Source organism: Vibrio celticus (assembly GCF_024347335.1).
Lineage (GTDB): Bacteria > Pseudomonadota > Gammaproteobacteria > Enterobacterales > Vibrionaceae > Vibrio > Vibrio celticus.
The window spans coordinates 408,566-422,232 of record NZ_AP025463.1 but is presented as its reverse complement, the minus strand read 5'-3'; the positions used below and the strand labels follow the sequence as shown (position 1 = coordinate 422,232).

The window sequence follows — 13,667 nt, the reverse complement described above, 5'->3', positions numbered from 1 at the left end:
TAAAACTGAAGGCAAAATAATCTGGAAAACTGTATTTAAAAGTTATTTCTCTTCAAACTCATTCAAGGTCTGTCTTTGAGTCCACAAAACCCCTTGGGTGTTGTATGGTTAAGCCTCACGGGCAATTAGTACAGGTTAGCTCAATGCCTCGCAGCACTTACACACCCTGCCTATCAACGTCGTAGTCTACGACAACCCTTTAGGACACTTATAGTGCCAGGGAAAACTCATCTCAAGGCTCGCTTCCCGCTTAGATGCTTTCAGCGGTTATCGATTCCGAACTTAGCTACCGGGCAATGCCATTGGCATGACAACCCGAACACCAGAGGTTCGTCCACTCCGGTCCTCTCGTACTAGGAGCAGCCCCTTTCAATTTTCCAACGCCCACGGCAGATAGGGACCGAACTGTCTCACGACGTTCTAAACCCAGCTCGCGTACCACTTTAAATGGCGAACAGCCATACCCTTGGGACCGACTTCAGCCCCAGGATGTGATGAGCCGACATCGAGGTGCCAAACACCGCCGTCGATATGAACTCTTGGGCGGTATCAGCCTGTTATCCCCGAGTACCTTTTATCCGTTGAGCGATGGCCCTTCCATTCAGAACCACCGGATCACTATGACCTGCTTTCGCACCTGCTCGAATTGTCATTCTCGCAGTCAAGCGGGCTTATGCCATTGCACTAACCACACGATGTCCAACCGTGTTTAGCCCACCTTCGTGCTCCTCCGTTACTCTTTGGGAGGAGACCGCCCCAGTCAAACTACCCACCAGGCACTGTCCGTAATCCCGATTCAGGGACCAACGTTAGAACATCAAAACTACAAGGGTGGTATTTCAAGGACGACTCCACCACATCTAGCGACGCGGTTTCAAAGTCTCCCACCTATCCTACACATGTAGGTTCAATGTTCAGTGCCAAGCTGTAGTAAAGGTTCACGGGGTCTTTCCGTCTAGCCGCGGGTACACTGCATCTTCACAGCGATTTCAATTTCACTGAGTCTCGGGTGGAGACAGCGTGGCCATCATTACGCCATTCGTGCAGGTCGGAACTTACCCGACAAGGAATTTCGCTACCTTAGGACCGTTATAGTTACGGCCGCCGTTTACCGGGGCTTCGATCAAGAGCTTCGACCGAAGTCTAACCCCATCAATTAACCTTCCGGCACCGGGCAGGCGTCACACCGTATACGTCATCTTACGATTTTGCACAGTGCTGTGTTTTTAATAAACAGTTGCAGCCACCTGGTATCTGCGACTCTCGTCTGCTCCATCCGCAAGGGACTTCACTGATAAGAGCGTACCTTCTCCCGAAGTTACGGTACCATTTTGCCTAGTTCCTTCACCCGAGTTCTCTCAAGCGCCTTGGTATTCTCTACCCGACCACCTGTGTCGGTTTGGGGTACGATTCCTTACAATCTGAAGCTTAGAGGCTTTTCCTGGAAGCATGGCATCAATGACTTCACTACCGTAGTAGCTCGACATCGTATCTCAGCGTTAGTAGCGGTCCGGATTTACCTAAACCACCCGCCTACATACTTGAACCTGGACAACCGTCGCCAGGCCCACCTAGCCTTCTCCGTCCCCCCATCGCAATTGTAAGAAGTACGGGAATATTAACCCGTTTCCCATCGACTACGCCTTTCGGCCTCGCCTTAGGAGTCGACTTACCCTGCCCCGATTAACGTTGGACAGGAACCCTTGGTCTTCCGGCGAGGGAGTTTTCACTCCCTTTATCGTTACTCATGTCAGCATTCGCACTTCTGATACCTCCAGCAGCCCTTACAGACCACCTTCAACGGCTTACAGAACGCTCCCTACCCCACATACCCTAAGGTACGTAGCCGCAGCTTCGGTGTATAGCTTAGCCCCGTTACATCTTCCGCGCAGGCCGACTCGACCAGTGAGCTATTACGCTTTCTTTAAATGATGGCTGCTTCTAAGCCAACATCCTGGCTGTCTGAGCCTTCCCACATCGTTTCCCACTTAGCTATACTTTGGGACCTTAGCTGGCGGTCTGGGTTGTTTCCCTCTCCACGACGGACGTTAGCACCCGCCGTGTGTCTCCCGGATAGTACTTACTGGTATTCGGAGTTTGCAAAGGGTTGGTAAGTCGGGATGACCCCCTAGCCTTAACAGTGCTCTACCCCCAGTAGTATTCGTCCGAGGCGCTACCTAAATAGCTTTCGGGGAGAACCAGCTATCTCCAGGTTTGATTGGCCTTTCACCTAGCCACAAGTCATCCGCTAATTTTTCAACATTAGTCGGTTCGGTCCTCCAGTTGATGTTACTCAACCTTCAACCTGCCCATGGCTAGATCACCTGGTTTCGGGTCTAATCCTAGCAACTGTACGCCCAGTTAAGACTCGGTTTCCCTACGGCTCCCCTAAACGGTTAACCTTGCTACTAAAATTAAGTCGCTGACCCATTATACAAAAGGTACGCAGTCACACCACGAAGGTGCTCCTACTGCTTGTACGTACACGGTTTCAGGTTCTATTTCACTCCCTCACAGGGTTCTTTTCGCCTTTCCCTCACGGTACTGGTTCACTATCGGTCAGTCAGTAGTATTTAGCCTTGGAGGATGGTCCCCATATTCAGACAGGATATCACGTGTCCCGCCCTACTCGTTTTCACTGATGATGAGATGTCGATTACGGGCTATCACCCTTTATTGCGGCACTTTCCAGAGCCTTCATCTGTCTCATTAAAAGCTTAAGGGCTAATCCAATTTCGCTCGCCGCTACTTTCGGAATCTCGGTTGATTTCTCTTCCTCGGGGTACTTAGATGTTTCAGTTCCCCCGGTTTGCCTCCTGCTGCTATGTATTCACAACAGGATACTTACTTATGTAAGTGGGTTTCCCCATTCAGGAATCCCAGACTCAAAGGTTATTACTACCTAATCTGGGCTTATCGCAAGTTATTACGCCTTTCATCGCCTCTGACTGCCAAGGCATCCACCGTGTACGCTTAGTCACTTAACCATACAACCCGAAAGGGTCTTAGCGTATGGCAACTAACCAAGGTTTTTGTTTGTCATCAAGAAGGGTTAATTCCTGATAACTGTTTGCCGGACTCAATTGTGATTCAAACAAGTTTGAATCGAATACAAGACACTTGAATGTGTTTGTTGTGTTTATCTAATGAAAGATAAACATTGAGAACTTTTAAATTTGATTGAATTACTCGTGAGTAATCAATCAGTCAGCTTTCCAAATTGTTAAAGAGCTTGATTCAATAAAATGAACCATTTTTAAAGACTCTCTTAAGAGAATACTTAAAGATGGTGGAGCTATGCGGGATCGAACCGCAGACCTCCTGCGTGCAAGGCAGGCGCTCTCCCAGCTGAGCTATAGCCCCATCTAGGTCGATATTGGTGGGTCTGAGTGGACTTGAACCACCGACCTCCCGCTTATCAGGCGAGCGCTCTAACCAGCTGAGCTACAGACCCAATATCGTCTCTTAACTTTTCTAAACCTAATCAATCTGTGTGGGTACTCATCGTGCATATCTTCGTATAAGGAGGTGATCCAGCCCCAGGTTCCCCTAGGGCTACCTTGTTACGACTTCACCCCAGTCATGAACCACAAAGTGGTGAGCGTCCTCCCCGAAAGGTTAAACTACCCACTTCTTTTGCAGCCCACTCCCATGGTGTGACGGGCGGTGTGTACAAGGCCCGGGAACGTATTCACCGTGACATTCTGATTCACGATTACTAGCGATTCCGACTTCATGGAGTCGAGTTGCAGACTCCAATCCGGACTACGACGCACTTTTTGGGATTCGCTCACTATCGCTAGCTTGCTGCCCTCTGTATGCGCCATTGTAGCACGTGTGTAGCCCTACTCGTAAGGGCCATGATGACTTGACGTCGTCCCCACCTTCCTCCGGTTTATCACCGGCAGTCTCCCTGGAGTTCCCGACATTACTCGCTGGCAAACAAGGATAAGGGTTGCGCTCGTTGCGGGACTTAACCCAACATTTCACAACACGAGCTGACGACAGCCATGCAGCACCTGTCTCAGAGTTCCCGAAGGCACACCTGCGTCTCCGCTGGCTTCTCTGGATGTCAAGAGTAGGTAAGGTTCTTCGCGTTGCATCGAATTAAACCACATGCTCCACCGCTTGTGCGGGCCCCCGTCAATTCATTTGAGTTTTAATCTTGCGACCGTACTCCCCAGGCGGTCTACTTAACGCGTTAGCTCCGAAAGCCACGGCTCAAGGCCACAACCTCCAAGTAGACATCGTTTACGGCGTGGACTACCAGGGTATCTAATCCTGTTTGCTCCCCACGCTTTCGCATCTGAGTGTCAGTATCTGTCCAGGGGGCCGCCTTCGCCACTGGTATTCCTTCAGATCTCTACGCATTTCACCGCTACACCTGAAATTCTACCCCCCTCTACAGTACTCTAGTTCACCAGTTTCAAATGCAGTTCCGAGGTTGAGCCCCGGGCTTTCACATCTGACTTAATGAACCACCTGCATGCGCTTTACGCCCAGTAATTCCGATTAACGCTCGCACCCTCCGTATTACCGCGGCTGCTGGCACGGAGTTAGCCGGTGCTTCTTCTGTTGCTAACGTCAAGAGATAACGCTATTAACGTTACCCCCTTCCTCACAACTGAAAGTACTTTACAACCCGAAGGCCTTCTTCATACACGCGGCATGGCTGCATCAGGCTTTCGCCCATTGTGCAATATTCCCCACTGCTGCCTCCCGTAGGAGTCTGGACCGTGTCTCAGTTCCAGTGTGGCTGATCATCCTCTCAGACCAGCTAGGGATCGTCGCCTTGGTGAGCCATTACCTCACCAACTAGCTAATCCCACCTAGGCATATCTTGACGCGAGAGGTCCGAAGATCCCCCTCTTTGGCCCGTAGGCATTATGCGGTATTAGCCATCGTTTCCAATGGTTATCCCCCACATCAAGGCAATTTCCTAGGCATTACTCACCCGTCCGCCGCTCGACGCCCATTAACGCACCCGAAGGATTGTTAGTGTCGTTTCCGCTCGACTTGCATGTGTTAGGCCTGCCGCCAGCGTTCAATCTGAGCCATGATCAAACTCTTCAATTTAAGATTTTGTGACTCAACGAATACTGACTTCAAAACTAATATTCATGTAAACATGAACATGTAATTCTAAAGCTATTACCATTCCAACAGAATGGTAATGAATTGACTGTGCCGAATAACTACAAGTAGTTAAACGTATTGGTCACTCAGTTCATTGAAATCAAGTTGTTACCGAAGTAACGGTTACTACCTAAGTAATAACGTTTTGATATTCATCAACGAGTGCCCACACAGATTGATAGGTTTAAATTGTTAAAGAGCGTGTTCTCTAAAAAGAGAACGCTTTCAGTGCCTTAGCACTTAAGCAGGACGCGTATAATACGCTTTCCACTTTGAAAGTCAACATAAAACTCTAAGAAACTTAGAACTCTATGGTGACTTGTCTATTAAATAGACAAAGTCGAAATTAAAGCCTGGCGATGTCCTACTCTCACATGGGGAAACCCCACACTACCATCGGCGCTATTGTGTTTCACTTCTGAGTTCGGCATGGAATCAGGTGGGTCCACAATGCTATGGTCGCCAAGCAAATTTTGCTTTTACTTTCAGTTTTTTAAAACTGAAGGCAAAATAATCTGGAAAACTGTATTTAAAAGTTATTTCTCTTCAAACTCATTCAAGGTCTGTCTTTGAGTCCACAAAACCCCTTGGGTGTTGTATGGTTAAGCCTCACGGGCAATTAGTACAGGTTAGCTCAATGCCTCGCAGCACTTACACACCCTGCCTATCAACGTCGTAGTCTACGACAACCCTTTAGGACACTTATAGTGCCAGGGAAAACTCATCTCAAGGCTCGCTTCCCGCTTAGATGCTTTCAGCGGTTATCGATTCCGAACTTAGCTACCGGGCAATGCCATTGGCATGACAACCCGAACACCAGAGGTTCGTCCACTCCGGTCCTCTCGTACTAGGAGCAGCCCCTTTCAATTTTCCAACGCCCACGGCAGATAGGGACCGAACTGTCTCACGACGTTCTAAACCCAGCTCGCGTACCACTTTAAATGGCGAACAGCCATACCCTTGGGACCGACTTCAGCCCCAGGATGTGATGAGCCGACATCGAGGTGCCAAACACCGCCGTCGATATGAACTCTTGGGCGGTATCAGCCTGTTATCCCCGGAGTACCTTTTATCCGTTGAGCGATGGCCCTTCCATTCAGAACCACCGGATCACTATGACCTGCTTTCGCACCTGCTCGAATTGTCATTCTCGCAGTCAAGCGGGCTTATGCCATTGCACTAACCACACGATGTCCAACCGTGTTTAGCCCACCTTCGTGCTCCTCCGTTACTCTTTGGGAGGAGACCGCCCCAGTCAAACTACCCACCAGGCACTGTCCGTAATCCCGATTCAGGGACCAACGTTAGAACATCAAAACTACAAGGGTGGTATTTCAAGGACGACTCCACCACATCTAGCGACGCGGTTTCAAAGTCTCCCACCTATCCTACACATGTAGGTTCAATGTTCAGTGCCAAGCTGTAGTAAAGGTTCACGGGGTCTTTCCGTCTAGCCGCGGGTACACTGCATCTTCACAGCGATTTCAATTTCACTGAGTCTCGGGTGGAGACAGCGTGGCCATCATTACGCCATTCGTGCAGGTCGGAACTTACCCGACAAGGAATTTCGCTACCTTAGGACCGTTATAGTTACGGCCGCCGTTTACCGGGGCTTCGATCAAGAGCTTCGACCGAAGTCTAACCCCATCAATTAACCTTCCGGCACCGGGCAGGCGTCACACCGTATACGTCATCTTACGATTTTGCACAGTGCTGTGTTTTTAATAAACAGTTGCAGCCACCTGGTATCTGCGACTCTCGTCTGCTCCATCCGCAAGGGACTTCACTGATAAGAGCGTACCTTCTCCCGAAGTTACGGTACCATTTTGCCTAGTTCCTTCACCCGAGTTCTCTCAAGCGCCTTGGTATTCTCTACCCGACCACCTGTGTCGGTTTGGGGTACGATTCCTTACAATCTGAAGCTTAGAGGCTTTTCCTGGAAGCATGGCATCAATGACTTCACTACCGTAGTAGCTCGACATCGTATCTCAGCGTTAGTAGCGGTCCGGATTTACCTAAACCACCCGCCTACATACTTGAACCTGGACAACCGTCGCCAGGCCCACCTAGCCTTCTCCGTCCCCCCATCGCAATTGTAAGAAGTACGGGAATATTAACCCGTTTCCCATCGACTACGCCTTTCGGCCTCGCCTTAGGAGTCGACTTACCCTGCCCCGATTAACGTTGGACAGGAACCCTTGGTCTTCCGGCGAGGGAGTTTTTCACTCCCTTTATCGTTACTCATGTCAGCATTCGCACTTCTGATACCTCCAGCATGCCTTACAGCACACCTTCAACGGCTTACAGAACGCTCCCCTACCCCACATACCCTAAGGTACGTAGCCGCAGCTTCGGTGTATAGCTTAGCCCCGTTACATCTTCCGCGCAGGCCGACTCGACCAGTGAGCTATTACGCTTTCTTTAAATGATGGCTGCTTCTAAGCCAACATCCTGGCTGTCTGAGCCTTCCCACATCGTTTCCCACTTAGCTATACTTTGGGACCTTAGCTGGCGGTCTGGGTTGTTTCCTCTCCACGACGGACGTTAGCACCCGCCGTGTGTCTCCCGGATAGTACTTACTGGTATTCGGAGTTTGCAAGGGTTGGTAAGTCGGGATGACCCCTAGCCTTAACAGTGCTCTACCCCAGTAGTATTCGTCCGAGGCGCTACCTAAATAGCTTTCGGGAGAACCAGCTATCTCCAGGTTTGATTGGCCTTTCACCCTAGCCACAAGTCATCCGCTAATTTTTCAACATTAGTCGGTTCGGTCCTCCAGTTGATGTTACTCAACCTTCAACCTGCCCATGGCTAGATCACCTGGTTTCGGGTCTAATCCTAGCAACTGTACGCCCAGTTAAGACTCGGTTTCCCTACGGCTCCCCTAAACGGTTAACCTTGCTACTAAAATTAAGTCGCTGACCCATTATACAAAAGGTACGCAGTCACACCACGAAGGTGCTCCTACTGCTTGTACGTACACGGTTTCAGGTTCTATTTCACTCCCTCACAGGGTTCTTTTCGCCTTTCCCTCACGGTACTGGTTCACTATCGGTCAGTCAGTAGTATTTAGCCTTGGAGGATGGTCCCCATATTCAGACAGGATATCACGTGTCCCGCCCTACTCGATTTCACTGATTATGATGTGTCGGTTACGGGCTATCACCCTTTATTGCGAGACTTTCCAGACTCTTCACCTGCATCATTAAAAGCTTAGGGCTAATCCAATTTCGCTCGCCGCTACTTTCGGAATCTCGGTTGATTTCTCTTCCTCGGGTACTTAGATGTTTCAGTTCCCCCGGTTTGCCTCCTGTTGCTATGTATTCACAACAGGATACGTGCTTATGCACGTGGGTTTCCCCATTCAGGAATCCCAGACTCAAAAGGTTATTACTACCTAATCTGGGCTTATCGCAAGTTATTACGCCTTTCATCGCCTCTGACTGCCAAGGCATCCACCGTGTACGCTTAGTCACTTAACCATACAACCCGAAAGGGTTTCTATTTACTTTCACTTTAAAAAGTGAAGACAAATAAGCGTATGGCAACTAACCAAGGTTTTTGGTTGTCATCAAGAAGGGTTAATTCTTGATAACTGTTTGCCGGACTCAATTGTGATTCAAACTAGGTTTGAATCGAATACAAGACACTTGAATGTGTTTGTTGTGTTTATCTAATGAAAGATAAACATTGAGAACTTTTAAATTTGATTGAATTACTCGTAAGTAATCAATCAGTCAGCTTTCCAAATTGTTAAAGAGCTTGATTCAATAAAATGAACCATTTTTAAAAACACTTAAATAAGTGTGCTTAAAGATGGTATCCCGTAGGGGAGTCGAACCCCTGTTACCGCCGTGAAAGGGCGGTGTCCTAGGCCTCTAGACGAACGGGACATAGGTTACTCTTAACTGTTTAAACATATCAATCTGTGTGGGTACTCATCGTGCATATCTTCGTATAAGGAGGTGATCCAGCCCCAGGTTCCCCTAGGGCTACCTTGTTACGACTTCACCCCAGTCATGAACCACAAAGTGGTGAGCGTCCTCCCCGAAAGGTTAAACTACCCACTTCTTTTGCAGCCCACTCCCATGGTGTGACGGGCGGTGTGTACAAGGCCCGGGAACGTATTCACCGTGACATTCTGATTCACGATTACTAGCGATTCCGACTTCATGGAGTCGAGTTGCAGACTCCAATCCGGACTACGACGCACTTTTTGGGATTCGCTCACTATCGCTAGCTTGCTGCCCTCTGTATGCGCCATTGTAGCACGTGTGTAGCCCTACTCGTAAGGGCCATGATGACTTGACGTCGTCCCCACCTTCCTCCGGTTTATCACCGGCAGTCTCCCTGGAGTTCCCGACATTACTCGCTGGCAAACAAGGATAAGGGTTGCGCTCGTTGCGGGACTTAACCCAACATTTCACAACACGAGCTGACGACAGCCATGCAGCACCTGTCTCAGAGCTCCCGAAGGCACACCTGCGTCTCCGCTGGCTTCTCTGGATGTCAAGAGTAGGTAAGGTTCTTCGCGTTGCATCGAATTAAACCACATGCTCCACCGCTTGTGCGGGCCCCGTCAATTCATTTGAGTTTTAATCTTGCGACCGTACTCCCAGGCGGTCTACTTAACGCGTTAGCTCCGAAAGCCACGGCTCAAGGCCACAACCTCCAAGTAGACATCGTTTACGGCGTGGACTACCAGGGTATCTAATCCTGTTTGCTCCCCACGCTTTCGCATCTGAGTGTCAGTATCTGTCCAGGGGGCCGCCTTCGCCACTGGTATTCCTTCAGATCTCTACGCATTTCACCGCTACACCTGAAATTCTACCCCTCTACAGTACTCTAGTTCACCAGTTTCAAATGCAGTTCCGAGGTTGAGCCCCGGGCTTTCACATCTGACTTAATGAACCACCTGCATGCGCTTTACGCCCAGTAATTCCGATTAACGCTCGCACCCTCCGTATTACCGCGGCTGCTGGCACGGAGTTAGCCGGTGCTTCTTCTGTTGCTAACGTCAAGAGATAGCGCTATTAACACTACCCCCTTCCTCACAACTGAAAGTACTTTACAACCCGAAGGCCTTCTTCATACACGCGGCATGGCTGCATCAGGCTTGCGCCCATTGTGCAATATTCCCCACTGCTGCCTCCCGTAGGAGTCTGGACCGTGTCTCAGTTCCAGTGTGGCTGATCATCCTCTCAGACCAGCTAGGGATCGTCGCCTTGGTGAGCCATTACCTCACCAACTAGCTAATCCCACCTAGGCATATCTTGACGCGAGAGGCCCGAAGGTCCCCCTCTTTGGCCCGTAGGCATTATGCGGTATTAGCCATCGTTTCCAATGGTTATCCCCCACATCAAGGCAATTTCCTAGGCATTACTCACCCGTCCGCCGCTCGACGCCCATTAACGCACCCGAAGGATTGTTAGTGTCGTTTCCGCTCGACTTGCATGTGTTAGGCCTGCCGCCAGCGTTCAATCTGAGCCATGATCAAACTCTTCAATTTAAGATTTTGTGACTCAACGAATACTGACTTCAAAACTAATATTTACCGCTCTTTCGAAAAAGAACAGAAACATGTAATTCTAAAGCTATTACCCCTCTCTTCTTAAATTAATAGGAACAGAATGGTAATGAATTGACTGTGCCAAGTCCTAAGACTTGATTGGTCACTCAGTTCATTGAAATCAATTTTGTTACCGAAGTAACGGTTACTACCTAAGTAATAACGTTTTGATATTCATCAACGAGTGCCCACACAGATTGATAGGTTTAAATTGTTAAAGAGCTTCTCTTCGTTGTGACTTACATCACTTCGGAAGAGGCGGCCATTCTAGCGATTTAATTCTCAGTGTCAAACACTTATTTGGAATTAATTCCTACTTTCTAAAAGTAGAAGCGAATCATCGCTTAAAGCTAGTTGCCTTACTAACATTTCTCGCTGAAGCCTTGTGGCGTCTGCCGTGTCAGTGAGGCGGCATTATAGAGATGCCGCTCATATTGGCAAGCAATAAATGCGTTTTTTATTGAAAAAAGAGGTTAAGCGAAGACATTTCAATCAAGGGCTTATTTATACCACTTTCACCCCAAGTTTCGAACAAATTACCCACAACGACCTGTGGATAACTACTCTCCACTATCAAAAAAGTAAGATAAACGAGCCCTAGGGTTTAGATACTCTCGAACTTGTTCAGGTAATTTGCTTGGATGAACGGCATTAACGATTTTGATCTCTTTAATAAAGAGGTCAATGATCGGAGCTTGGGTTCTTGGCACGCTAGGATCATAGATAAGTACATTTGGATAAAGCATATGTTTAGCGTTAACGGATATCACAATCCCAATCGAATCATTTGAAAGCTGTACTACGGTTCCTGGGGGGTAGACTCCCATGAACTTAACCAACAGCCCCAAGTTACCTTGGCTATATAGATGCTTGCAGCTTTTATATAAGTGGGACAGTGCCAAATACGGGATCATTTGTTGAGATTGCGCTTTACCATGGCAAAGGTTATCAAATGCATTAGCCACAGAGACTATCTTGGCAAATTCATCAATCTCATGTTCTTTTAAGCCCTCGGGGTAACCAGAACCATCATTCATCTCATGATGCTGAGCGATTACCTTTTTAGCACTTTCAGGAAAGTCATCAATTGCCGATACAATATCTGCACCGTATTTAGTATGAAGCTTCAGGTAGTTCTCTTCGGGCACCGTGAGTGCACTCTGCTTTCTTAATATCGCAGCTGGTATTTTGATCTTGCCTATATCATGGAACATTGCCGCGAAAGAGAGAGCTTTCAATTGCTGCGTATCGTAGCCTTTAGCTTTACCTATCATCAGTGCAACAACCGAAACGTTCAGTGTATGAAAGTAGAGGTCTTCAAAATCCGCTTTAGCATTCATAAGATGCAAGGTGACGTTATCATCGCTCACTAGGGTCTCAACGATATCATCAACAAGAGCCTTAACCTCCCCCACCGCATCTAAAGGTCTGTTACGGATCTTGGTCATCACAGAGCGCATTCGAGCAAGCGAGCGTTCAAACTCTCTCTCACAATGACTCACCCTGCGGCGGTAAGAGCTAAGGGTTTCGATACGCTCATGCTTATCTTTCCACATTCTTTCCGTTTCAAGACTTACCTGTGAATCAATATCGACTTCTTGTTCACCTACGTGATTAGCAGGTAAAGGTGAGGTATCACTTTGACTCAGGTTTATATAGACGTGCTTAATCCCAAGATGTCGAATTACTTTTACTTGAGCGTCATCTTTGATTTTAAAGCTGTTGAATAAAAATGGGTGTTCATTCCATTTTACGGGGAGTCGTATATGCAGACCGGGCTGAATGCGATCTACGGTAATCTTTATGCTGCCCATTTTTATATATAATATTGATGATTAATCTCTATTTTTAATTCTAATAAAACCAAGCAGCAATTTCACTATCCAATTTCACAGGTTCAACTTAAAGAGTCGCAGTGCACCATCCAGCGTATACCGAATTTATCTTCTACCTTGCCAAATCGAGCCCCCCAAAACGTATCTGCGAGTGGAGTCATTATCCGCCCTCCCTTCTTAAGCTTTTCAAAGATTTGTTCTTGAGTCGCGGTATCTTCAGTTACAAGAGAGAGAGCGAGATTGTTACCTTCGAGTTCTTTTGCCTTAACACCATCAGACATCATCAGCTTCATACCAAACGCTTCAAACTCAGCATGCATAACCCAATCAGGTTGAGCTCCCTCTATTACCTGTGGTGCATCACTAAAAAGTTGCTTAGATAAAACCACACCACCAAAACACTTATGATAAAAATCCAGTGCTTCACTACAACGACCATCAAAAAATAAGTAAGGGGTTACTGTCAGCATATCTCTCTCCTCTGTTAGTCCTTTAAACATAGACAATAGAAGAGAGAATGACAGGTAACATCATGATTTAAGATAATTAATTCATATCAGATCGAATAGCGAAGGGAAATTATGGGATTTAGGAATGAAACATCAAGATCTGTCTGATTGGACAGGCATTCCTGCCGCCACCGCGAAGGCAAAGCTTCCTATATCCCAAATACAACAAAGCCCCGACCATTTCTGATCAGGGCTTTATCTAAATATGGTACCAGTAGGCGGACTGATTGGACAGGCACTCCTGCCGCCACCGCGAAGGCAATGTGGTGAGTAGACCGTGGGAGCTTCCCCCACAGCCTCTCGCAGAACGGTACGTGAACCTCTCAATTCATACCGCTCCCATCAAGCAAACGCACCTAACATTCCTTGCTTCCAATGGGCAAACAAGTGGGGGTTCTGCTCTGAAATCCTTTCCAAGAATCTCATTGCTTGTGTTTTGTGACGTCGTAATGGCTTAAACTTTCGTCTCGCCCAACGAACCAGAGCTTTATTTACGTGCCTGCACATGCCATACAGTGCCGAGCGATAGTAGCGACCATAGTAGTTGATCCACCCGTTTATCATTGGGTTTAACCACTTAGCCATTTGCGCTATGCTAAGTTCTGTTTTCATCCGCACTCG

The 13,667-nt window shown here is 47.9% G+C and carries 3 protein-coding genes, 3 tRNA genes and 5 rRNA genes; all 11 read right to left on the bottom strand.

Going from position 1 to position 13,667, the window contains the following annotated elements; genetic code table 11:
- Positions 1–104: 104 nt before the first annotated feature.
- A 23S ribosomal RNA gene (locus tag OCV19_RS02030) occupies positions 105–2,987 on the bottom strand.
- Between the two features lie 300 nt (positions 2,988–3,287).
- Positions 3,288–3,363 (bottom strand) — tRNA-Ala (locus OCV19_RS02025).
- Positions 3,364–3,377: 14 nt separating this feature from the next.
- A tRNA-Ile gene (locus OCV19_RS02020) sits at positions 3,378–3,454 on the bottom strand.
- 67 nt (positions 3,455–3,521) lie between these two features.
- Positions 3,522–5,076: ribosomal RNA gene (locus OCV19_RS02015) — 16S ribosomal RNA — on the bottom strand.
- 411 nt (positions 5,077–5,487) lie between these two features.
- Positions 5,488–5,603: ribosomal RNA gene (rrf, locus tag OCV19_RS02010) — 5S ribosomal RNA — on the bottom strand.
- 131 nt (positions 5,604–5,734) lie between these two features.
- A 23S ribosomal RNA gene (locus tag OCV19_RS02005) occupies positions 5,735–8,615 on the bottom strand.
- A 335-nt stretch (positions 8,616–8,950) separates the two neighbouring features.
- Positions 8,951–9,026: transfer RNA gene (locus tag OCV19_RS02000), tRNA-Glu, on the bottom strand.
- A 65-nt stretch (positions 9,027–9,091) separates the two neighbouring features.
- Positions 9,092–10,642, bottom strand: a 16S ribosomal RNA gene (locus OCV19_RS01995).
- The 16S, 23S and 5S rRNA genes sit together here with 3 tRNA genes alongside, the layout of an rRNA operon.
- Positions 10,643–11,262: 620 nt before the next feature.
- A complete protein-coding gene (locus tag OCV19_RS01990) occupies positions 11,263–12,516 on the bottom strand; it encodes an HD-GYP domain-containing protein (RefSeq protein ID WP_065677726.1) in 1,254 nt (417 codons plus the stop codon).
- A gap of 83 nt (positions 12,517–12,599) precedes the next feature.
- A complete protein-coding gene (locus OCV19_RS01985; protein ID WP_048605864.1) occupies positions 12,600–13,007 on the bottom strand; it encodes a VOC family protein in 408 nt (135 codons plus the stop codon).
- Positions 13,008–13,388: 381 nt separating this feature from the next.
- Positions 13,389–13,658, bottom strand: coding sequence for a group II intron maturase-specific domain-containing protein (locus tag OCV19_RS01980; RefSeq protein WP_261875685.1), 270 nt, complete (start codon positions 13,656–13,658; stop codon positions 13,389–13,391).
- Between the last annotated feature and the right edge of the window lie 9 nt (positions 13,659–13,667).